Below are 21,866 nucleotides of genomic sequence, written 5' to 3' on the forward strand. Positions count from 1 at the left end.
CTTGTATCACGCTTACCCTTCCAATCGAACATAAGCAATAATAGGAGTACGCACAATTACATCTTCCGGTGGTCCATAAGAAGGAGAAGTACGCACAATTATCGCCCCATCTGTCACAGATAAAAGAATGCCTGTAACAATTTCTACAGCTGTCACAACTTGCACTAGCTCACCAACATGGTTACGTAATTCATCAGTAAATAACATATATAACTCTCCTTTCTTACACTTCTTTAATTGATATAATGCTTGTAAATGGTAATAAAACTTCAGTTCCTATTCCTTCTTGCAATGTTAAGAAATCATCACCAACTGCTACAATAACGCCTGTTAATTGTCCAACCGTCACCGTAATTTCTACGTTTTTACCTAAATACTGCTTTGCAATTTCTTTAAAAGGTGATGTATTGCATTCTTTTAAAATATTACAAATAATAGATTGAAATTGACTTGATTTTATAAATTCTTCCGTAGCTTGCTTAGAGTTTCTTTGAATAAACCTTGCAAAGTTTTGCGAAAATAAAAGTCGTTCCACAGCAGGCAATAATTTGTCATCTAAAAAATAGCCTAATTGTCTATTAAATAATCTTGATAACTTATGCCAATATTTTCCGAACAGACACATACACTTCTCCTCCTATTATTTTTAGATTACAAAATTTTACATCCATACATCTTAATGTATACAAAACAGATATTTTTGTGATAGGTAAGACATACATTTTCTAAAAGAAATATTTGTTTAAGGGCATAAAAAAAACTATCCAAAAGGATAGTTTCTTACACTTCAATATTCCGCAACATTGTATAAATGTCGTTATTCACTTTACCAAACGATTTAATGTTGTTTTGGATGTTAGATAATAAAACGACATACACACTTCCGCTTTTACTAAATCCATTTAAGCAATTCCATCCTGGCATTACACCGTGATTCGAATAACTTCCTGGGTCTACGTACCATCCAAATCCGTAATCTTTTTTTCCGCCTGTAAACATTTGATCATAGCTCTCTTTTGAAATTAACTTTCCAGAGAAGAGTGCTTCGTTAAATAAATATAAATCATGTGCACTCGTATATATATCACCACAACCATATAGTTGTGACATGCTCGGAATATTAGGTGTTGTCATATTGTTATTTACTATTTTATAACCCGTTGATGGGAATCTTGTTTGTTCTAATTCTGTGCCAAAACCAGAATGTTTCATACCCACAGTAGCAAAAATATGTTGTTTAATATATTCTTCGAGCGGCTGTCCACTTACCTTCTCGGCAATGTATGCAAGTATAGAGTAGTTCGAATCGGAATACTTCCACTTCTCTCCTGGACCACCAATACGCTTTTGATTTCCTATTCGCTTTATCAGTTCTTCATGAGAAATATCTTCTTTTCCCTGCTCATATTCTGGAATCCCTGATGTATGTGTTAATAGATGTTTTAGCTGAATACTATTACCTTGTGGAAAATCTGGAATATACTTCGCAACAGTATCTTCTACTTGTAATTTTTTTTGATCTTTCAACTGCATAATAGCGGTTGCTACAAACGCCTTTGAAATAGAACCAATATAAAAAGTCGTCTCTGAATTATTGGGTACTTGCTGCTCTTTATTTGCCATACCGTACCCTTTATTCAGAAGAACTTTTCCGTTCTTCACAATAACAGCTGTCCCGCTAAATCCTGCGTTTTGTAAATACTGGTCCAATTGAGCGTTTTCATTAATTTCTTGAGGTGGTCCTTCAGTAGGCTGTTCCGCAGCTTGCGCTTGCTTCACTTGTTCTTCCTGCTCTTTTTGTTTTTGTTCTTCTTGCTTCTTTTTTTCTTCTTCTTTCTTTTTTAGCTCTTCTTGTTTCTTCATTTCTGCTGCCGCTTTTAAAGTTTCTTCTTTCTTATTATGCTCAACAATTTTTGTATACATGAAATATACAAGTGATAATAGTAAGACGAGAATGATTGTCCTTTTTATGTATACAATCGGCCGATGTGCTTTCCCATTCGCATTATTTTTTTCCTGATCCATAATTGCTTTTTTCCCCTTACTCACCAATAATTTAATTCCTCTACTAAAGATTTATTTTAGTAGATTATGGATAATCCATTCTATATCATCCCTACTTTATCACGCACTGCAGATATTACCAACCCATATGTACAAAAAAGAAAAAGAAAATTTACAAAAGTAAGATTCCCTTTAAATTATAAAAAAAAAAGAGGATATCCTGTAAAAAATTGATGTTATCAATCTTTTTGGACATCCTCTTATCTCATTATTTATACGTGTTTTTTCATATCATCGGCAACAGATTCAACATTTGTACCTACGATAACTTGTACACTTGTGTCACTTAATTTCATAACGCCTTTTGCACCGGCACGTTTTAATGCTGCTTCGTTTACTTGACTAGCATCTTTTACTTGTAAGCGTAGACGTGTTGCACAGTTATCAATAACTGTTAAGTTTTCTTTTCCACCTAGAGCTGCTACGTAAGTTTCACCAATTGAACCTGCAACTGGTGCATCCACATCTTCAACTAACTCATCGTCATCTTCACGACCTGGAGTTTTTAAGTTGAACTTCTTAATTAAGAAGTAGAATACTGCAAAGTAAATTGCTGCATAAATTAAACCGATACCTGCTAATAATACAGGTTTTGTTGCAATACCAAAGTTAATAACATAATCAATAGCACCTGCGCTAAATGTGAAACCATCACGAATGCCAAGTGATGTTGTTATGAATAAAGAAAGACCTGTTAATACTGCATGCACACCATATAATACTGGTGATAAGAACATGAATGAGAATTCGATTGGCTCTGTAATACCAGTTAAGAATGAAGTTAATGCTAAACCAGCTAACATACCAGTAACTGCTTTGCGTTTTTCTGGTTTAGCAGCCGCAATCATTGCGAAACACGCTGCTGGTAAACCAAACATCATAACTGGGAAGAAACCAGTCATAAACATACCTGCTGATGGATCTTTTGCAAAGAAACGAGCAATATCACCATGAACAAGATCACCAGCTGCATTTGTAAAGTCACCAAGTACAAACCAGAAATAAGTGTTCATTACGTGATGTAAACCGATTGGAATTAATAAACGGTTTAATAATCCGAATAACCCTGCACCGATTGAACCTAGGTTTACAATACCGTGTGACACTGCATCAATACCAGTTTGGATTGTTGGCCAAATTTGACCAAATAATAATCCTAAAAGAAGCATTACAATAGACGTAATGATCGGTACGAAACGTTTTCCAGCGAAGAATCCTAACCATTCTGGTAGTTTAATCTTATGGAATTTGTTGTATAGTAATCCAGCGATAACCCCGGCAATAATACCACCGAGTATAGCCATATTTATTTTTGGTGTCAAAGCTGCTGCTTTAGAAACTTTATTCATCGTATCTGCTAATTTAGTTGGATCTACTGAACCGACTAAATCTTGAACACTTTTTAATTTATCATTTAATTCTGCTGTTGAGTAAGTAACACTTAAAGCATTAGTTGTATTCTTCATAACTAAATAACCAATTGCACCTGCAAGACCAGCTGCACCACTACCGTCAACAGATAAGCCGATTGCAACACCAATTGCAAAAATAAGTGCTAAATTATCAAAAATTGCTGCACCGGCCTGTGCCATAACAGGAATGTTTAATACGTCTTCTTGTCCTAGACGAAGCAATAATCCTGCTGCTGGTAGTACTGCGATCGGAAGCATTAAAGCTTTACCAATACGTTGTAAAAACTGCAACATTTTAATTCCCCCTAATTCAATTTATGAAATCGTTATCATTATAAGTACGCCTTAGAAAACGCTTTCTATTTACATAACCATAATAACATATAGTTGTATAGATGTGTAGTTTTTATTTTTGGATTTTTTATGGATAAATCTCCTATTTCCAAACTGTTATATAAAAGGGAAATTCTCCTTTTTTAATACAGAGGACGCGAAACGAACGACCTGCTATAGAACATGTAACTTTCGTTTTATCATTCCACTTTTTCATGTTATTATTTATTTCCGAGCATATCGGGAAAAGTAAACTTAGTTAATTCGAAATAGGAGCGTTGGTACTATGCAGTGCATTGAAACAAACAACTTACAACAGTTGTTAGAACAAGTAAAACCATATACAAAAAAAGGAAAACTTGCTACTTATATCCCCGAACTAGGAAATGCAAATCCAGACGATTTAGGGATTGCCATTTTCCATAAAGAATCAGAATATATCCATGCAGGCAACTCACAAACACTATTTACTCTTCAAAGTATTTCCAAAGTAATTACACTTGCCCTTGCCCTTTTAGACCGTGGCGAAGAATATGTATTTTCTAAAGTTGGAATGGAACCAACGGGTGACCCATTTAATTCTATTATTAAGTTAGAAACGACAAGTCCGTCCAAACCCCTTAATCCAATGATTAATGCAGGAGCATTAGCTATTACAAGCATGTTAGCAGGAAAAGATAACGAGGAAAAAACGGAGCGTATCCTTCATTTTGTACGTGAAATAACAGATAATCCTACTATTAATTATTCTTCTAAAGTTGCCAATTCAGAATTAGAGACAGCTTACTTAAATCGTTCACTTTGTTACTATATGAAACAAAACGGAATTATCGATTGTGACATCGAAGAACTTATGGATTTATACACTCGTCAATGTGCAGTTGAAGTAAACTGTATTGATTTAGCACGTATTGGCTTAATTTTTGCAATGGATGGATATGATCCATATAAAAAGAAACAGATTATCCCTAAACATATTACAAAAATTTGCAAAACATTTATGGTCACATGTGGTATGTATAACGAATCTGGTGAATTTGCAATCCGTGTTGGTATCCCTGCAAAAAGTGGTGTAGCCGGTGGCATTTTCGGCTGCGTAAAAGGTGAAATGGGAATCGGTATTTTCGGGCCAGCTTTAGATGCAAACGGAAATAGTATCGCTGGTTTTAAAATTCTTGAACTTCTTTCTGCTCAAGAAGGCTGGAGTATTTTTTAATGGAAAGTTATCCTGCTAGTATAGCGGGATTTTTTTATTTGATCTGTTATCAATATCCATACAAAAACGGTATTGAAAGTTTCTCTTTATTATGCATATTTGCTCCCCCCTCCCGAATAATATAGTACAACCTAGCGCTATATGTGGAGGTGTGAAAGATGAAACTAATATTTCAAATGGGAAAACAACCTGTTCTTGAAAAAACAATTCTTCTTTTTATATTGAGTATTGTAGAAAGCTTAAAGCTAAAAGTTGTTTCACTCGACGAAGCTCACCGATACATATTCAATTTAGAAGTACTTGAACTATTAATGGACCGGAACATCGATGATCAAGTACTTGAACTTATTCATTTCGGAATGGGACTTGAAGACATTCACCATGTGCTTCCTGAAGAACTTGAGCATACGATCGAAGAATTAAAGTGGCTTTGCATTCAAGTATTAAGTGAGTACAGTATGCATGAAGAATCCGAACAATTAATTGAAGATATACGGTAAAAAAAGCACCTATGTAGGTGCTTTTAATGTTTTTTTAAACTATTTTTATACGCCTCAATATTTACTGGTAGCTCTTCCTCTTCCAAAGTATGTTCATTTACATCTTTATGAATGAACGCACCTTTAGGTGGTTGATGATCATGCCCTTTTTTCTTATGATCAAATGCTTTCCCGCGTCCCATACAAATCCCCCTTTCTTAAAAGAAATCCGTATTAGTATGGAGAAAAGTACGTCGATATATGCAATCCCTTGCTGTATTTCCAAGGAAATACTCGAACCTTGTTTTCTACTCTCCTTACAACAACTGATCGATCCCAATAAGAATTAATAACACTCCTGCAATAACCGTCGCCCATTTCCCTAAGTATTCTGCTAAATATCGTTTTCCTACATACCCAAAACCACTTATGCAAATAAAACTAAACACCCCAGAAATAGTCGCTGTAAGCCAAAGGTTTAAATTTGTTACTCCAGCATCGAACCCACCTGCGATATTATTAATAGACAATGCAACCCCTAAAACAAGTGCTTCAGAAAAACTAATTGTTTTAGATCCATCGAAATCTGCTTTTTCTGGATCACGTAAAATTCCCATAAGTACATTATCATCTTTAGAACCTGCTGTATTTTTTTGACTCAAGAAAGGCTGGCATAAAATAAACACCCCGATTATCCCTAAAACGATTGCTCCAATCAAGTTTGCTGTAAACTCTGAAATAAATAACGCAATCCAGTTCCCAAAAAATCCCGCTAATAAAGTAAATAAAAATCCAAAGAATGCGATGATAAAATTGTTAAACCACGAAATACGAATTTTACGAATGCCATACGCAATTCCAACACCTGCATTATCTAAATTAGAAGCGATCCCGATTAAAAAAATTGAAAATAAGCCTGCCGTACTCATAAATAGTCACCCCTTTTTCTCACTTTTCAATGCATATTATGAAAATGTTGAGCAACTGTGCCTGTCTGTTTCATATACTTGTAATAAATGCTCAACATTTTTTCAACACTAAAAAAGGAGTGCCTACACTATGGCTAATGAAAACCCGAATGATCGGCTTGGTAAATTAATAAAAAAACTTTTAAAAGAACGCGCCCTATCTATGCGCCAACTAGGAATACTTACAAATATTGATCCTGCAACGGTCTCAAGAATTATTAATGGCAAACAACCGCCGAAACAAAAACATCTACAAAAATTTGCAGAATGTCTTCAAGTTCCACCCCAATTGTTATTTGATGAAATGTACCCTGATTCTCCTCACATAAATAAAGAAAAAACGGATATGTACACATCTCTTGATACCATTCAGCAAACTTTACAATCCTCTAACTTATTCGATTTCGATTACACTACAACTCGCGTAAAACAAGAACTCGAAAATTACGAACGCTATGCCCAGACAACAGAAGGCGAAAATCGTATTCGTGACAGTTTCGCAAGCAAATTAGAGCAAATTGATAGTGCTGGTCCTTTTATTGAACAATTAACAGATATGTATCAACAATTTTGCAATGAAACCATTTCAAAAGAAGAACGTGCAGTTCTTGGGAGCGCATTACTTTATTTCATTTTATCGACAGATATTATTCCCGACTATCTCTTTCCAATTGGCTATTTAGATGATGCGATTGCCGTTGAATTAGCAAAAGAGAAATTACTTGAAATGAAACGAAAGACATAGCAAAATAAAGAACTATTTCAGTTGTTTCTATTTAACTCTGAAATAGTTCACTAAAAAATAGTACAAGTATACATACCTGTACTATTTCAACATACTAATCTATTTTTTCATATGACACCATTCATATATAAATGCTGTTATTACTTTTGTAAATTCAATTAACTGCTCTACTTCTACTTTCTCATTTATTGAATGAGCTTCCTCTAATGTGCCTGGTCCGTAAATAACAGCCGGAATATGAAATTCACTAAACCAACCACCATCCGTTACCGTTGCAGACATATCTAAAATTGCGTTTTTAGAAAGAATTGATTCATGTACTGAGCTAAGCGTTTTTACAGCTGTATGTTCACTATCTATTTCTAAAGAAGGAAAAATTTCACCACGATCTACAATCATTGATTCTCCGCCCCACTTAAATTGTGGCGGATTTTCACTTAACCATGGATCGGCAGCTGCCACCTTTCCAATATACTCTTCAATTTCGTTTATTATTTGTTCATGTGTTTCATTCGGATAGAAGTGCACTGTTATCCACAATCGGCACTCATCCGCAATGAACGCCGCATGCCTTCCTCCCTCAATAACAGCTGGATTAATTGTTGTTGTTCCAGATGGATAGCCTTCATATGTTTTCATGACTGCCCAGTGGCGCTCTAATTCTTGTAAGCTTTGCACAATTTTCATCATTTTTTCAATCGCACTCGCTCCAAATAAACGTCCTCCAGCATGGATCATTTGTCTACGCGTTGCATCATGAAACGTTTGCGGACTTTTCACTGTAATCCATCCAGTAATGACACCGCCTTGCCCTTGCATATGTAAATCACTCGTATCCACTACGACTGCAAAATCAGCATCGTAACCCCTTTTGCAGCATTGAAGTGTACCTGCTTCTCCAACTTCTTCTCCAATTACTGATTGAAAAGTTAAATCTCCAGGTAATTCAATACCAGCTTCTTGTAAAAGTTGAATGGCAAATAGCGCTCCAGCCAACCCACCTTTCATATCTGCTGCGCCACGTCCAACTAACCAGCCATCTTTTATAAATGGATTAAATGGATTTGTTTCCCACGCCTCATCTGCTGAAACTTCAGCTACATCCATATGCCCATTAATAATAAGACTTTTATATGAGTCACTTTTTATTCCTTTTTTTACTCCAACAACGTTCGGATCATTCCGATATACATCCCATTTATCAATACTAAAATTTCGTTTTCTTAAAAACTCTGCAATAAATTCTTGCGCTTCATTTGTATTTCTCGCTGGTGGTGCTGGTGTTTCAAAACGAATTAAAGTTTTTGTAAGTTCTAGTAATTCCTCTTTCCTTGAATCTATTTGTTTTAACAACTGCGAAACTTCTGGATTCATCGCTAATTCCCCTTTGCATACATAGTATGTTTCCAGCTTTATTTTCACAAAAAAAGAGACTGTTTACAATTTTACAGTCTCCTAATTAATCACTATTATAAATTCTCTACTTCCGTTGTATTTGTCTTTTCAATATGCTCCACATTACTTCCCTTATTTCTTGTAGCACGATAAAACAGTAAACAAACAATCATAAATGGAATACCACAATACAATGCCATTCTTTGTTCTGGAATAAAGGCCATGCCAACGATTACTGTTAAATTTAATACTAACGCAAGAAGTGGTACAAATGGATACAATGGTGTTTTAAATTTCAAGTCCTTAACATCCCCGCCCCGCTTCATGTATGACCTTCTAGCTAATAAATTTGATAAAGCAATAGATGCCCAAACTAGTATCGCTCCGAACCCAGCGATAGAAAGCAGCCATAAATAAACTGTATCTTCCGCATAAATACCTGATAGTAGTGAGAGACACCCTACAATTGTGCTTACGATTAATGCATAAATAGGAACACCGTTTTTAGATAACTTGCCAAAAATTGGACTAATCATTCCTTGATTAGACATAGACCATAGCATACGCGAAGTTGCATATAATCCTGAATTCGCAACGGATAGTACTGCTGTAATAATAACGAAATTTATAATATCTGCTGCATAAGGAATACCAATTTTATCAAATACAACTACGAATGGACTTTCTATTACTCCTGCTTGCTGCCAAGGGAATAGTCCAGCAAGAATAAAAATAGATAGTACAAAGAAAACAAGTATACGCCAAACTGTATTGTTAATTGCCTTCGGGATCGTTTTCTCTGGATTTTCACTCTCACCTGCTGCAATACCAACTAATTCTGTTCCTTGGAAAGAAAAATTAACTGCAATCATTGTAATTAAAATGGCTGATAATCCATTTGGAAACAATCCACCATAATCAGTAAAGCTAGAGAACATTGGCGCTGGTTCATTTCCTTTCATATCTAGAAAACCAAACATTGCTGCCCCGCCCAAAATAATAAATACAATAATTGTAATTACTTTAATACTTGCAAACCAAAATTCCACTTCCGCAAAACTTCTTGAAGATAACGCATTAATAGCAAAGAGCAGTACTGCGAACACTACACACCAAATCCATGACGGTACATCGGGAAACCAGCGTTTCATCAAAATACTAACTGCAATTAATTCAATGCCTATCGTAGCAGACCAGTTTAACCACGACATCCATCCCACTACATAACCCGCTGCAGGGGAAATGTGCTTTGTCGCATACGTTTGATAAGACCCTGCGTCAGGCATCGCAACAGCTAATTCTCCTAAACAGAGCATCGTTAAATACATTACAAATCCACCGACAAGATACGCTACAATTGCTCCTCCAGGTCCAGCTTCATGAATCGTATAACCTGACCCTAAAAAAAGTCCTGTACCAATAACTCCACCGAGTGCAATCATAAATATGTGCCTGCTTTTCAATTCTCTTTTTAATCCTTGGTTTTGATCCATCATATAAATCCCCCTTTTCACTTTGCCAACCCATTTAATGTAAGCGTTTTTAAAATTATTCACCGTAAAAATAATGAGTTAAAAGAGCAAAATTACACGTCACTTACATTAATCACTGCCTGTTACTAAAAGGTCATCCCTTACTGTTATTAATAACTTTTGATCAGCAATAGCTTGTCCTTCTACTACTTCTAATGATTCAATATAACCACTGATCCCTATCTTAATTTCTACTTTCTGTTTATCTATTGTTTCAATTAACGCTAATTTCTCCCACTCGTATACGTAAGAACTTTCCGTAACAAATAACTTCTCTACTTTTCCATAACAAGGACTATACACACCTTCTATAACTGTCTTCACTTTATAAATTCCCCCTCTTATTAATTGACACCGCAACGTTGTATATCCTATAAAAATTCATATTCTCCCCTCTAGAGATTTCGAATATTATTTATGCAAAATACGTACCAAGTCTCTGATTCATATATTAAATGAGAGTTTCACACAAAAAAGCGTGCACAACCGCAAAATTTTTCTATCATTTGAGAAGTTTTAAAAGGAAAATAGCAAAAAAATTTTGCGGTTTTATAAGAATTTTAATAAAATTATAAAAAGTCAGTCTTCATAGGGTGAAATGAGGAGAAGATAATCTATGCGTACAGAAGACATTAATTTTAAACAGATCATTGAAATGAATATGCTATATGAAACTTTACTCAATGAACTCGATATCGGGATTCATATTATTAATGAGGAAAGTAAAACGATTGTCTATAACCGCAAAATGATGGAAATTGAATCAATGGATCGCTTAGATGTGCTATATAAAAGTCCTTTAGAGGTATTTGCATTTGAAGAAAATAAAAATAGTACTCTTATAGAGGCATTAAAATTTGGAAAAACAAAGAAAAATATAAAACAAACGTATTTTAACAATAAAGGACAAGAAATTACAACGATTAACGATACTTTCCCTATAATAGAAAATGGAAAAATTAAAGGTGCCATTGAAATATCAAAAGAGATCAGTCACTTAAAGCAAACAATAAGAATAGGCCCTTCTCGAAAACAAAGCACTAAATTTACCTTTGATCACATAATTGGTGATTCTGAAGCAATTCAATCCATCATTACAGAAGGAAAAAGAGTAATTCGTACATCTTCCTCCATACTTCTCGTAGGAGAAACAGGTACTGGTAAGGAACTATTTGCACAAAGCATCCATAATGAAAGTCAGCGTTCAACAAAACCTTTTATTTCACAAAACTGTGCCGCTATACCTGATACCTTAATGGAAAGCCTATTATTTGGTACAAATCGAGGTGCCTTTACAGGAGCAATAGATAAACCAGGTTTATTCGAAGAATCAAACGGAGGAACTTTGTTATTAGATGAAATCAATTCATTAAGCCCAATTCTTCAAGCTAAGTTGCTACGGGCTATACAAGAAAAAACAATAAGAAGAATCGGAGGTACACACGAAAAAGAAATTGATGTTCGTATTATAGCAACTATTAATGAAGATCCCTTCGAAGCCATCGCACATGATCGATTAAGAGAAGACTTATATTACCGATTAAGCGTCGTTACTTTATGTCTTCCGCCTTTACGGGAAAGAAAAGAAGATATTCCAGCTCTTGTTCAGCACTTTATTAAAAAATATAATACTCAATTCGTGCTCAACGTAACCGATGTAGATGTAAATGTAAGTGAATTTTTCTATGCATACGATTGGCCTGGAAACGTACGGGAATTGGAACATATAATTGAAGGTTCCATGAACTTGATAGAAGATGAAACCATCATTACAGCTTTTCATCTTCCTACTCGCTTTCGCGAACAAATAAAAAAAGAATTCAACATGCAGCATACACTAACTAATCACAATACTGATGCACCTAAAACTTTAAAACACACAATAGAAAAAATGGAAAAAAACTACATCAATCAAATTCTTAAAGAGAATCACGGTAACATCTCACAAGCTGCAAAATTTTTAGGATTAAGTAGACAAAATTTACAATATCGAATTAAAAAACTGCATTTACACATATGAAATGAACATTTCTCCAAATGCAAAAAATAATTTGGTAAAATATGTTACAATGAACATATAACATGCTAGAAAGGGGCTATATATATGAGTAATGATAAAAAATTAAAGTTATTACAATACTTATACTTTTTCCCTGCCATGCTCTGTATGATGTTATTCATTAATTCCGATGTAAGCAGCTCTCCTTATGCAAAGCTATTAGGAACAATTTCGGGCTCCTTTGCAGCTATTATGCTTGCTGCTTTTTGGAATTTGAAGCTACATATAAAAAACGAGAAATCTTCGTAATACTAAAAAAATCGAGCTACTTAGCCCGATTTTTTTATTTGCCATTAAAACTCAACATTCTCTAAATACAACCCACTTGCCTCAGCAAGACAATTAATTTGATTGCGCTGCTTTTCTTCTAAAATGTTTGGAATTGCTTCAGCATCTAATTGTCCTAATCCAACTTCAATTAATGCCCCAACAATTTTTCTTACCATGTTATGAAGGAATCCGTTCCCACTTACTCTAATTTGTACAAATCCTGCCTCTTCCATCACATCAAGTGTATATACTTCTCGAACCATAGATTTTTTCTTTGATTTCGCATTTGAAAAAGCAGTAAAGTCATGTGAACCAACTAAATGTTTTGCAGCTGCTTTCATGCTTTTCACATTTAATTTTTTATTCACATGCATGCTGTATTTACGCATAAATGGATTTGTATGCTCTTCATTCCAAATTTTATACAGATATGTTTTTGCTTTAGAATTGTAACGAGCATGGAAACGATCATGTACTTCTTCCACATTCGTAATGCTAATATCATTAGGTAAATATTGATTTAAATATTTTTTCACTTTATGTTCCACTAACTTCTCATCACTTTGAAAGTTAGCAACTTGATTCAAAGCATGTACACCAGCGTCTGTTCTACTACAACCGATAATTTCAATTTCTTTTCCGATCATTTCAGATATGACACTTTCGATTTTTCCTTGAATCGTATTATCGTTATTACCAAGACGTTGCCATCCTTTAAAACGTGCACCATCGTACTGAATCGTTAATTTATAATTATTCATCGTATTCTCCTTGTCTTAATGGGCTAAAAATATAATCCCTCATACAGCTTTTCCATATGAGGGAACTATAACATATTGTTACTTCATTCTAAAAGGAATAAAGTAATCTATTTACTAATTACGATTCGTTCGAATCCAGGAATCTCCTAAGTATGTTCTAATTTTTAACCAACCAAATGATGTTGTAGATTCTTCAACTACAAATACAGTTTGTGGTGCAAAAGTACCGATTGCTCTACCGAAAGGTTGATCAAATGCCGTAAATACATTTGGGACATGGTAATAAGATCCTTGTGGTGCAATCCATTTTTCCCCAACCTCAACCTTAATTTTCTTCCAACCATTTTCTCCTTGTTGAAGTACTCTTACAGATTTGGCTGAGAATTTCACACCGTGATGCATGTACTTAGGTTCATTGTATGCATAAAAATCACGATTAATATGTTCCACGTGTGGATAACGAACAATCCACTTTGGCCCTAAATACGTGTTAATTAAAGACCAACCGTTTTCTTTTGTCTGCAAAATATTAACCGTTTGTGGAGCGAACCAAGCATCTGGATTTTTAGCTTCAGGGCTACTGTATGCTGCAAAATTCTGCTTCATTATTTGTGGCATTCCATTTACACTTGTCCACTTCTGCCCCAAATATGTATCAATCAAAATTTCACCTCTTAGTGTACCATCACGTGCAATAACAGTTTGAGGACCAAATACGTACTTCGCACTGTCCATATTAATCCAATCAAAAGCTTCAAAAGTTCGATTAATTTCTACTTTAGCGCCCTCTGGTGCGATAAATCCACCACTTATCTTCCACCATCCACTAGGATGTTGATTTGTAACATAAACCCTTTCTCCTGGCTGCAGTTCTTTTTTCACAGGCGAATTAAAACTACGACTTTCATATACTTTTAATGTTTTTGTTGTTTCATATGATTCCGCATGTGCAGAAGTTGCAAATAAAGAAACCATCCCAAAAACAAACAATGCCAACCATTTTTTCATAAATCTTCTCCCTTTCAGCTTATTTTCTATAGCAAAATTGCTATGTTACATCCATATTGTAATTTATTAATACAAAGTGGTCTATACAATCTGAATACTGTATATTTTTACAAATTCTTTTCAAATGCAGAAAATAATTTCATATACTTCATACAGAAAGTATGTATATTGATTACGTAACGTGATTTAGCTGCCAGCATAACAAAAAATGTTGATGTAGTTAACTACATCAACATTTTTAATCCTTCTTATTTCAACTTTAATCTAACTACATTTTCTACATGCGCAGTATGCGGGAACATATCAACTGGTTGCACATACTCCACTTCATAACTCTTCATTAATGCTTGTACATCACGTGCTAATGAAGAAGGATTACAAGACACGTACACAACTTGTTTCGGTTTCACCTTTAAAATCGTTTCCAGTAATTTATCATCGCAACCTGTACGTGGTGGATCGACAACAATTACATCTGGACGCCATCCTTCTTTTACCCATTTCGGTAACCATTGTTCAGCTTTACCTGCTTCATATTTCGTATTTGTAAATCCGTGACGCTTCGCATTTTTTCTTGCATCTGCAATCGCTTCTGGAATTACATCCATACCACGTACTTCCGCTGCATCGTTCGCAAGCCAAAGTCCGATTGTACCAACACCACAATACGCATCTACAATTTTCTCATCGCCTGTTAACGCAGCTGCTTTTTTCGCTTCATCATATAAAACAATTGTTTGTTCTGGATTTAACTGGAAGAATGCACGTGCTGATAATTCAAATGATAAATCGCCAAGTGTTTCTTGAATTACTTCTTTTCCAGCTAATTTAAATGTTTTATCTCCAAAAATAACAGATGTTTTACGCCAGTTTACATTTTGCATAATTGATTTAACCGCTGGCATCTGTTTTTGTACTTCTGCAACAAATTGTTCTTTATTTGGTAATTCTTCTTTTGTTGTAATAAGTGTAACTTGTACTTCCCCTGTTTGAACTGCAGTACGTGTTACAATTGTGCGTACTAAACCTTTTTGTTTTTTCTCATTGTAAATAGAAACATTTAATTTTTCTAAAATACGTCTTACAACTTTTGTCGCTTCATTCGTTGCTTTATGTTGAATCATACAGTGAGCAATATCAATTAACTGATGTGAGTTTTGTTTATATAGCCCTGTAATAACCTTTTCGTCTTTACGCCCCACTTGTAATTGACTCTTATTACGGTAATGCCATGGATTTTCCATGCCAAGCGTTGGACGAATTTTCTCTTCCATACTGTTTTTCATGTACTTCTCAAATGCTTGTACAACGATATCACGCTTTTGATTCAATTGTTCTTTATAATCTAAATGTTGCAGCTGACAACCGCCACACTCCTCATATACTGGACACGGTGCTTTCACACGATGCGGTGAAGCTTTACGAACTTTTTTCACTTTCGCTTCAGCGAAGCCACGCTGAATTTTCGTTGTTTCTGCAACAACTTCTTCTCCTGGTAATGCCCCTGGAATGAAAACAACTTGTCTCTTAAAATAACCAACGCCTTCTCCGTTAATCCCAAGACGTTTAATTGTCACAGGAAACGTTTGACCAACTTCCAACTTACTCTCATGTTGCTTTTGTATCATTATTACACCTCTACTCTATACTTTTCCATAAATATAACGCTGCATAACTGCAGTATGGTTCACACTCTTGTTTCACTTTTTCTAAAAATGCATCATCAGGTTTATCATCTAATTGAAATATACCTTGCACTGCACGCTGAATCCCAATGTCCGCTTTCGGAAACATATTTTTCCGTCCAATCCCAAACATTAAAAAGTTTTGCACTGTCCATGCACCAATTCCCCTAATTGGCAACAATTGTGCTGAAACTTCTTCTTCCGTCCCAGTTTCTATACTCGCTAAATTTAATGTACCACTGACAATACTTCGACCTAATCCTACTATATATTCAGCCTTTCGCTGACTAAACTTCTGCTCTCTCAATTCTTCTATTGAAATATTTGCTACTATTTCCGGAGTGGGGAAAAAGAATACACCATTCTTCTCTGTTCCATACCGTTTCACAAATTGTTCTGTTAACACAGTAGCAAATTTCAAATTTATTTGTTGGTGAATGATACAGCGAAGAAGACAAGCAAAATAATCAAATTCTAAAATAATTGGAGTATAAGCATATGTTTCAAATAGTGGACGTAATGATGTGTTTAAAAAATGATTTTGTATATCTTGAAACGGTTCATTCCAATGAAAAATGGCCCTCATTCGTTTCATGACTTTCTCCGGATCTCCTGTCTGACTAGAAATCCAAAACTGTGGATTTTGAACAGTACCAATCCCTTGTAAGCGAACAACAACCTGTTCCTCTTCTATGCAAAGCGGGATATAAATGACTTTCTCATCTAATTGAATGACGTTAAGAGGATCAAAAGATAAACGTTTTAATACTTCTTCAAAATGATACGGATACTCTAACGTAACATGTTCGCTCCACATACGTTTCCCCATCCTTTTTACACATCATTATAGCATGAGAAAACCGTAAGCATACATGCTTACGGTTGATTGCTTTTTACTAAGTCATCTAGACTTTTAAAATGATACCCTTTCTCGCGCAAATCATCAATGATTTTCGCAAGTGCTTCTGCATTATCTTTTGATATTGCATGAAGTAATAAAATAGATCCTGGGTGAATCATCGTCATAACATTATTATGCGCATATTGCCATCCTCTTTGCTGATCCACTTTCCAATCCAAAAATGCAAGTGACCAAAATACATTATAGTAGCCCATTTCTTTCGTAAGAGCTAACGTTCTTTCACTAAATACGCCGCGCGGAGGACGTACATATTTCACTTCTTTTTGCCCAGTTACTTTTTTAATTTCTTCCGTTACACTCGTTAATTCTTCACGAAGCTTCTCATCATTTACCGCTGTAAAATCAGGATGACTCCAAGAATGATTTCCAATAATGTGTCCTTCATCCTTCATTCTTAACAATAAATCTTTTTGTGTTTTAATGTAATGCCCCGTTACAAAGAAAGTTGCTGGTACTTTTTTCTCTTTTAATACATCTAAGATTTTCCCTGTGTATCCATTCTCATATCCATTATCAAATGTTAAATAAATATCTTTTTTCTTCGTATCTCCTAAATAAAACCCGCCATTTTTTTGCAGTAAATCCGTATATAACTTTCCTGCATCTGGTACTGTTTCATTTTTAGGACGCGGGATTCCCCAGTTATGTGGAGTATTTGTATAAGCCAATGTTGAAACTGGAACAAGTGCCATCATAATTGAAAAAATGAGACCGATATATAACCATTTATATTTCATAAATAGTCTCCTTTCCATATATAATCGTACCTGTAGTTTCTGTTTCCTTACTTACTTTCATGCTGTGCATGTTTTTCTATATATACCAAAAAATGCATCTCGAAAGATTCGAGATGCATTTTTGTTTATTTAAATACCGGCTCTTTAAAGCTCGCTAATTTTTCAAGTGATGTTTTATCAACATCTGCATGTAAACTATTACCATGAGAGTCCATCGTTACAACTGCTTTAAAACCTTCAATGCGTAAATGCCACATTGCTTCTGGAATACCAAATTGTAAGAAATCAACATCTTCCACTTCTTTAATACATTCAGCATAATATTGCGCGGCACCGCCGATTGCGTTTAAGTACACGCCACCGTGTTCTTCTAAAGCCGCTAATGTTTTCGCACCCATACCGCCTTTTCCAATAACAGCGCGAATACCAAATTTCTTCATAATATCGCCTTGGTACGGTTCTTCACGAATACTTGTCGTTGGACCTGCCGCTTTAATTTGCCAATTGTCATTGTCATCTTTCACAACAACTGGACCACAGTGGTAAATAATTTGTCCGTTTAAATCTACTGGACAATCATTATCCATTAAATGCTTATGGATTGCGTCACGACCTGTATACATCATGCCATTAATTGTTACAACATCACCAACGCGAAGTCCACGAATTTGCTCTTCTGTAATTGGTGCTTGTAATACAATCTCACGTTGCTCTGTTTTTTCTTGTGCTTCATGCTGAAGTGTATCTTCACCTTCTTGATATAACCAATCCATAATTTCACCTGTTTCAGGATGGATTGTTACACCTAGGCGGCGATATGCCCAGCAATTATACGCCACAGATACGTAGAAGCTAGCTGGCAGGCGGTTATACACGCCAATTTTACAGCCCAGTAAAGTTGTTTCTCCACCAAATCCCATCGTACCAATGCCAAGCTTATTCGCATTTTCTAATACGTACTCTTCAAGTTGTTGTAACTCTGGTACTGGATTGACATCATCTAATGTACGGAATAATTGATTTTTTGCTAATTCATAACCTGATGTGCGGTCTCCCCCGATACCAACACCAATTACACCAGCACTACATCCTTGACCTTGTGCTTGGTATACTGCATGAAGAAGGCATTTACGAATTCCTTCTAAATCACGGCCAGCTCGTCCAAGTCCTTCTAGTTCACACGGTAAGCTATATTGAATATTTTTATTCTCACAGCCACCACCTTTTAGGATTAAACGTGCATCAATATAATCTTTTTCCCATTGTTCAAACTTAATAACCGGTGTACCTGGTCCTAAATTATTTCCACTATTGTCTCCAAAAAGAGAGTCAACAGAATTTGGACGAAGTTTACCATCTTTTGTCGCCCGCTCAAGCGCATTATAGATAGCTTCCTTCAACTTTAATTGATTCACACCAACTGGTGTATAAATTTTAAACGTTGGCATCCCTGTATCTTGGCAAATCGGTGAGATGTTATCATCAGCCATTTTAATATTATTTGTAATTGTGCCAAGTGCCATCGCAGAACGAGTCCCTACATTTTCTCGCTCTTTCGCTTGTTGAATCGCACGACGAACATCTTTCGGTAAGTTCGTTGACGTTTCAACAATTAGTTGATACATGCTTTCTTGAAGCTTTTCCATTGTTACTTCCCCCTCAATTGTGAACGCTACCAAAACGTTATGAGCTGAAAATTCCATTGTTATGCTCTTTAGCTTTTTATTTGTTTCACGCTATTAAAGCATAAATGAAATTTTTCACAACTTGATTATACCTCTTTTTCTATCGTCCTTCTATTATCCGCACAGAAAAAGGCTACCAAATTGGAATTGGCAGCCTTTTTAATATATTATTCGTCTTTTTTAAATTGCTCACATTTTAATTCTAATTCATCTAACATTGCAAGAAGACGATCTACATCTTCTAATTCTACTTCTTCAGGTTCAATTGTATCAATTACTTCAATGAACATATTTAAACGCTCTTTTAAATATACTAATTGTGTATCTTTATCTTGAATTGCTTTTCCCATGAAGGCACTCTCCTTTTAATTCGAGTTGCTTTTATTATACCGCAAAAATGATTGCTATGGGCATGAAATTTCACCAATTTTGTCACAGTCATCCACTATAATGTAAGCCCTCTCTCTTTTCATGCTAAAAAGTTTCACTTTATAAAAAGCACATATTCTTCTATTATAGAGAATGGACAAATTGTTATTTCAATAGTCAAAGGAGTATTTCATATGACGATATCACAAAAAATGAAGCCGATTACTCCTTCTTACGATCCATGGGAAGCGTATATGGACCTTGAAGAGTACGGCAAACTACTATTAACAAATGTTGAATTTACAACGACGACGTTATGCAATATGCGCTGTGAGCATTGCGCTGTTGGTTACACGTTACAGCCGAAAGACCCAAATCCGCTTCCGATGGATCTTTTATTAAAACGATTAGATGAGATTCCTCATTTACGTTCTTTAAGTATTACTGGCGGAGAACCTATGCTTTCAAAAAAATCCGTCGACAACTATGTAACACCACTCTTAAAATACGCCCATGAACGAGGCGTTCGCACTCAAATCAACTCTAACTTAACTATAGATTTAGCACGTTACGAACAAATTATTCCTTATTTAGACGTGTTGCATATCTCTCATAACTGGGGAACAATTGATGACTTCGTTGAAGGCGGATTTGCAATGATGGAGCGTAAACCTACTTACGAACAACGTGCAAAATTATTCGAAAGAATGATTACAAATAGTAAGGCTCTATCAGATGCAGGTGTACTTGTATCTGCCGAAACAATGTTAAACAAAAGAACTCTACCACATATTGAACATATTCACCGCCAAATCGTCGAAGAGATGGGCTGTAAACGTCATGAAGTTCACCCAATGTATCCAAGTGACTTCGCGAGTAATCTAGAGATTTTAACAAAAGCTGAAATTCGTGATGCGATTGAGCATTTACTAGAAATTCGCGATGAAAATGTATGGATGTTATTTGGAACTTTACCTTTCTATGCTTGTAGCGATGACGAGCGAGACATTGCCACATTTAAAAAATTACAAGAGAGCAAAAATGTAACCGTTCGTAACGATCCAGATGGCCGTTCTCGTTTAAATGTAAATATTTTCGATGGAAATATTATTGTGACGGACTTTGGTGATGTTCCACTTCTAGGAAACATACAAACAAACACATTACAAGAAGCATATGACAAATGGAGTGCTTCAAAAACAGCAAAATCATTAAGCTGTCACTGTCCTGCAGTAAAATGTCTTGGACCAAATGTTCTTGTAAAAAACAGCTACTATCCGACAGAAGATTTCTTATCAAAAACAGCAAACATTACATTATAAAAAAACGTCAGCTTATAAGCTGACGTTTTTTTATGTTATTGCGAGTGGGAAGAAGAAATGAATTTAAAAAATAAATGATCATGAATTGGAATCGCCGCTCCAATTCCTTGAGAAGTAATATTTTTCACAACAAGTCTTTTTTGATTTCCCTTTAATACAAGATACACTTCTCCAAATGTTACTTTTCCCTTTTCATTTACTGCTGGTGTATAAGCGTATAAATATCCGAGTTGACTCGGACTAATATTATACACACGCTCATGTCCAGTACCATAACCAATAGTTGTTTTAAACGAAAGGGGCAATTGTACTTTTTCAAGCGCTTTGAGAAGCATCATTTTTTTCACATCTGCAGCATCTTTCATATCTGCTGTTAAATCGCCTTCAACCGTCTTTTGTGTTTCTTGCTTATAGCGAAGTGGATATAAACGGTCTCCTCCGCGATTATCATACACATTTCGATTCACTTGTTTATATTCCCAATTAATCGATGTGTCTACTGATTCATAATGTAAAGCCCATTGACCTAAATAAATTTTTGCCCGGTACCCTACTGCAAGCGGCGCATTTGAAATTGTCGTTTCATTAAACATCCGAATTAAGTCTGGATTTTCAATTTTAATATTAGCTGTTTTCAATAGTTCTTGAGCAAACTTACTTGGCTGTAAACGTGGCAAATCTTGCGCATCATTTGGAAATGTATTGTCTTTTGAAATATTTAAAACAGATGAAGGCATTTTTGTTCCTACTGTTGTCTTTGCAAAACTCATGTTAGGAAATAATAAAATAAACGAGACCATAGTTGAAAGACATATGCTGTATACTCGTTTCACCTGTCTGGCTCCTTCCTATGTAAAGGTATATATACTACTTTGTTTATTGTTTTCTCTGAGCACAATTGTTA

The 21,866-nt window shown here is 35.2% G+C and carries 24 protein-coding genes; 6 read left to right on the forward strand and 18 right to left on the reverse strand.

Features of this window, described 5'->3' with window-relative positions:
* Positions 1 to 12: 12 nt before the first annotated feature.
* From CN409_RS09385 to CN409_RS32645, 5 genes are all read right to left on the reverse strand, one after another.
* The gene (locus CN409_RS09385) at positions 13 to 207 is read right to left on the reverse strand and encodes an LSm family protein (RefSeq protein WP_000899475.1); all 195 of its coding nucleotides are present in this window, start codon (positions 205 to 207) and stop codon (positions 13 to 15) included.
* 16 nt (positions 208 to 223) lie between these two features.
* Entirely contained in the window at positions 224 to 625 is a 402-nt protein-coding gene (locus CN409_RS09390) for an LSm family protein (RefSeq protein WP_000335512.1), read from the reverse strand.
* 155 nt (positions 626 to 780) lie between these two features.
* The gene (locus CN409_RS09395; RefSeq protein WP_000371815.1) at positions 781 to 2,025 is read right to left on the reverse strand and encodes a serine hydrolase domain-containing protein; all 1,245 of its coding nucleotides are present in this window, start codon (positions 2,023 to 2,025) and stop codon (positions 781 to 783) included.
* A 251-nt stretch (positions 2,026 to 2,276) separates the two neighbouring features.
* Positions 2,277 to 3,770 carry an N-acetylglucosamine-specific PTS transporter subunit IIBC gene (gene nagE / locus CN409_RS09400; protein ID WP_000938888.1) on the reverse strand — a complete coding sequence of 498 codons (1,494 nt, stop codon included), beginning with the start codon at positions 3,768 to 3,770 and terminating at the stop codon, positions 2,277 to 2,279.
* 142 nt (positions 3,771 to 3,912) lie between these two features.
* Positions 3,913 to 4,026, reverse strand: a complete 114-nt coding sequence (locus CN409_RS32645; RefSeq protein ID WP_079245029.1) for a transcriptional regulator — start codon at positions 4,024 to 4,026, stop codon at positions 3,913 to 3,915.
* A gap of 69 nt (positions 4,027 to 4,095) precedes the next feature.
* Between CN409_RS32645 and glsA the strand changes: the two genes are divergently transcribed.
* Positions 4,096 to 5,025, forward strand: a complete 930-nt coding sequence (glsA, locus tag CN409_RS09410; protein ID WP_001149847.1) for a glutaminase A — start codon at positions 4,096 to 4,098, stop codon at positions 5,023 to 5,025.
* 158 nt (positions 5,026 to 5,183) lie between these two features.
* Positions 5,184 to 5,525: a DUF3969 family protein gene (locus CN409_RS09420; protein ID WP_000766603.1), complete on the forward strand. Its 342-nt coding sequence runs from the start codon at positions 5,184 to 5,186 to the stop codon at positions 5,523 to 5,525.
* Positions 5,526 to 5,548: 23 nt separating this feature from the next.
* Here CN409_RS09420 and CN409_RS31740 read toward each other — a convergent pair whose 3' ends face one another.
* Both CN409_RS31740 and ytaF read right to left on the reverse strand, forming a co-directional pair.
* Positions 5,549 to 5,707 carry a hypothetical protein gene (locus CN409_RS31740; protein ID WP_000532409.1) on the reverse strand — a complete coding sequence of 53 codons (159 nt, stop codon included), beginning with the start codon at positions 5,705 to 5,707 and terminating at the stop codon, positions 5,549 to 5,551.
* 114 nt (positions 5,708 to 5,821) lie between these two features.
* Positions 5,822 to 6,433, reverse strand: coding sequence for a sporulation membrane protein YtaF (ytaF, locus tag CN409_RS09430; protein ID WP_000100730.1), 612 nt, complete (start codon positions 6,431 to 6,433; stop codon positions 5,822 to 5,824).
* Between the two features lie 130 nt (positions 6,434 to 6,563).
* Here ytaF and CN409_RS09435 point away from each other — a divergent pair, with 130 nt between their 5' ends.
* Complete coding sequence (locus CN409_RS09435; protein ID WP_001262777.1) at positions 6,564 to 7,217, forward strand: DUF1232 domain-containing protein; 654 nt, start codon at positions 6,564 to 6,566, stop codon at positions 7,215 to 7,217.
* Positions 7,218 to 7,316: 99 nt separating this feature from the next.
* Here CN409_RS09435 and CN409_RS09440 read toward each other — a convergent pair whose 3' ends face one another.
* From CN409_RS09440 to CN409_RS09450, 3 genes are all read right to left on the reverse strand, one after another.
* Positions 7,317 to 8,591 (reverse strand): acetylornithine deacetylase, encoded by a 1,275-nt coding sequence (locus CN409_RS09440; protein ID WP_001067752.1) that lies wholly within the window; start codon positions 8,589 to 8,591, stop codon positions 7,317 to 7,319.
* A 95-nt stretch (positions 8,592 to 8,686) separates the two neighbouring features.
* Entirely contained in the window at positions 8,687 to 10,108 is a 1,422-nt protein-coding gene (locus CN409_RS09445; RefSeq protein WP_086396638.1) for an amino acid permease, read from the reverse strand.
* Between the two features lie 105 nt (positions 10,109 to 10,213).
* A complete protein-coding gene (locus CN409_RS09450; RefSeq protein ID WP_000859489.1) occupies positions 10,214 to 10,468 on the reverse strand; it encodes a biotin/lipoyl attachment domain-containing protein in 255 nt (84 codons plus the stop codon).
* Between the two features lie 292 nt (positions 10,469 to 10,760).
* On the opposite strand from CN409_RS09450, the gene CN409_RS09455 reads away from it, so the two are divergent.
* Both CN409_RS09455 and CN409_RS09460 read left to right on the forward strand, forming a co-directional pair.
* Positions 10,761 to 12,164, forward strand: coding sequence for a sigma-54 interaction domain-containing protein (locus CN409_RS09455; RefSeq protein ID WP_001258425.1), 1,404 nt, complete (start codon positions 10,761 to 10,763; stop codon positions 12,162 to 12,164).
* An 84-nt stretch (positions 12,165 to 12,248) separates the two neighbouring features.
* A complete protein-coding gene (locus CN409_RS09460) occupies positions 12,249 to 12,452 on the forward strand; it encodes a hypothetical protein (RefSeq protein WP_000063865.1) in 204 nt (67 codons plus the stop codon).
* Between the two features lie 44 nt (positions 12,453 to 12,496).
* Here the strand turns inward: CN409_RS09460 and truA are convergent, their stop codons facing one another.
* From truA to CN409_RS09500, 7 genes are all read right to left on the reverse strand, one after another.
* Complete coding sequence (truA, locus tag CN409_RS09465) at positions 12,497 to 13,234, reverse strand: tRNA pseudouridine(38-40) synthase TruA (RefSeq protein WP_001067298.1); 738 nt, start codon at positions 13,232 to 13,234, stop codon at positions 12,497 to 12,499.
* Between the two features lie 114 nt (positions 13,235 to 13,348).
* Positions 13,349 to 14,242, reverse strand: coding sequence for an S-layer protein (locus CN409_RS09470; protein WP_097980810.1), 894 nt, complete (start codon positions 14,240 to 14,242; stop codon positions 13,349 to 13,351).
* Between the two features lie 248 nt (positions 14,243 to 14,490).
* Positions 14,491 to 15,870 (reverse strand): 23S rRNA (uracil(1939)-C(5))-methyltransferase RlmD, encoded by a 1,380-nt coding sequence (rlmD, locus tag CN409_RS09480; protein WP_000615212.1) that lies wholly within the window; start codon positions 15,868 to 15,870, stop codon positions 14,491 to 14,493.
* Positions 15,871 to 15,880: 10 nt separating this feature from the next.
* Positions 15,881 to 16,744, reverse strand: coding sequence for a DNA-3-methyladenine glycosylase family protein (locus tag CN409_RS09485; RefSeq protein ID WP_000269427.1), 864 nt, complete (start codon positions 16,742 to 16,744; stop codon positions 15,881 to 15,883).
* A 59-nt stretch (positions 16,745 to 16,803) separates the two neighbouring features.
* On the reverse strand, positions 16,804 to 17,586 hold the full coding sequence (gene pdaA, locus CN409_RS09490; protein WP_000875970.1) for a delta-lactam-biosynthetic de-N-acetylase: 783 nt from the start codon (positions 17,584 to 17,586) through the stop codon (positions 16,804 to 16,806).
* Between the two features lie 125 nt (positions 17,587 to 17,711).
* Positions 17,712 to 19,232: a class I fumarate hydratase gene (fumA, locus tag CN409_RS09495; RefSeq protein ID WP_000413535.1), complete on the reverse strand. Its 1,521-nt coding sequence runs from the start codon at positions 19,230 to 19,232 to the stop codon at positions 17,712 to 17,714.
* A 206-nt stretch (positions 19,233 to 19,438) separates the two neighbouring features.
* Positions 19,439 to 19,621 (reverse strand): SE1561 family protein, encoded by a 183-nt coding sequence (locus CN409_RS09500; protein ID WP_000513558.1) that lies wholly within the window; start codon positions 19,619 to 19,621, stop codon positions 19,439 to 19,441.
* A 213-nt stretch (positions 19,622 to 19,834) separates the two neighbouring features.
* On the opposite strand from CN409_RS09500, the gene yfkAB reads away from it, so the two are divergent.
* The gene (gene yfkAB, locus CN409_RS09505) at positions 19,835 to 20,962 is read left to right on the forward strand and encodes a radical SAM/CxCxxxxC motif protein YfkAB (RefSeq protein ID WP_000156022.1); all 1,128 of its coding nucleotides are present in this window, start codon (positions 19,835 to 19,837) and stop codon (positions 20,960 to 20,962) included.
* Between the two features lie 35 nt (positions 20,963 to 20,997).
* Here the strand turns inward: yfkAB and CN409_RS09510 are convergent, their stop codons facing one another.
* Entirely contained in the window at positions 20,998 to 21,795 is a 798-nt protein-coding gene (locus CN409_RS09510) for a YfkD famly protein (RefSeq protein ID WP_002083605.1), read from the reverse strand.
* Between the last annotated feature and the right edge of the window lie 71 nt (positions 21,796 to 21,866).

Origin of the sequence: Bacillus sp. AFS012607, from assembly GCF_002558005.1 — a bacterium.
Taxonomy (GTDB): domain Bacteria; phylum Bacillota; class Bacilli; order Bacillales; family Bacillaceae_G; genus Bacillus_A; species Bacillus_A thuringiensis_S.

Coding starts and splice junctions, on each gene's coding strand:
- CN409_RS09395 (WP_000371815.1), bottom strand. CDS start 2,025: ATGGATCAGGAAAAAAATAATGCGAATGGGAAAGCACATCGGCCGATT.
- CN409_RS09445 (WP_086396638.1), bottom strand. CDS start 10,108: ATGATGGATCAAAACCAAGGATTAAAAAGAGAATTGAAAAGCAGGCAC.
- truA (WP_001067298.1), bottom strand. CDS start 13,234: ATGAATAATTATAAATTAACGATTCAGTACGATGGTGCACGTTTTAAA.
- CN409_RS32645 (WP_079245029.1), bottom strand. CDS start 4,026: ATGAAAAAGTGGAATGATAAAACGAAAGTTACATGTTCTATAGCAGGT.
- fumA (WP_000413535.1), bottom strand. CDS start 19,232: ATGGAAAAGCTTCAAGAAAGCATGTATCAACTAATTGTTGAAACGTCA.
- ytaF (WP_000100730.1), bottom strand. CDS start 6,433: ATGAGTACGGCAGGCTTATTTTCAATTTTTTTAATCGGGATCGCTTCT.
- CN409_RS09440 (WP_001067752.1), bottom strand. CDS start 8,591: ATGAATCCAGAAGTTTCGCAGTTGTTAAAACAAATAGATTCAAGGAAA.
- nagE (WP_000938888.1), bottom strand. CDS start 3,770: ATGTTGCAGTTTTTACAACGTATTGGTAAAGCTTTAATGCTTCCGATC.
- CN409_RS09455 (WP_001258425.1), top strand. CDS start 10,761: ATGCGTACAGAAGACATTAATTTTAAACAGATCATTGAAATGAATATG.
- CN409_RS09485 (WP_000269427.1), bottom strand. CDS start 16,744: ATGTGGAGCGAACATGTTACGTTAGAGTATCCGTATCATTTTGAAGAA.
- CN409_RS09420 (WP_000766603.1), top strand. CDS start 5,184: ATGAAACTAATATTTCAAATGGGAAAACAACCTGTTCTTGAAAAAACA.
- CN409_RS09500 (WP_000513558.1), bottom strand. CDS start 19,621: ATGGGAAAAGCAATTCAAGATAAAGATACACAATTAGTATATTTAAAA.
- yfkAB (WP_000156022.1), top strand. CDS start 19,835: ATGACGATATCACAAAAAATGAAGCCGATTACTCCTTCTTACGATCCA.
- CN409_RS09435 (WP_001262777.1), top strand. CDS start 6,564: ATGGCTAATGAAAACCCGAATGATCGGCTTGGTAAATTAATAAAAAAA.
- CN409_RS31740 (WP_000532409.1), bottom strand. CDS start 5,707: ATGGGACGCGGGAAAGCATTTGATCATAAGAAAAAAGGGCATGATCAT.
- glsA (WP_001149847.1), top strand. CDS start 4,096: ATGCAGTGCATTGAAACAAACAACTTACAACAGTTGTTAGAACAAGTA.
- CN409_RS09385 (WP_000899475.1), bottom strand. CDS start 207: ATGTTATTTACTGATGAATTACGTAACCATGTTGGTGAGCTAGTGCAA.
- CN409_RS09390 (WP_000335512.1), bottom strand. CDS start 625: ATGTGTCTGTTCGGAAAATATTGGCATAAGTTATCAAGATTATTTAAT.
- pdaA (WP_000875970.1), bottom strand. CDS start 17,586: ATGAAATATAAATGGTTATATATCGGTCTCATTTTTTCAATTATGATG.
- CN409_RS09470 (WP_097980810.1), bottom strand. CDS start 14,242: ATGAAAAAATGGTTGGCATTGTTTGTTTTTGGGATGGTTTCTTTATTT.
- CN409_RS09460 (WP_000063865.1), top strand. CDS start 12,249: ATGAGTAATGATAAAAAATTAAAGTTATTACAATACTTATACTTTTTC.
- rlmD (WP_000615212.1), bottom strand. CDS start 15,870: ATGATACAAAAGCAACATGAGAGTAAGTTGGAAGTTGGTCAAACGTTT.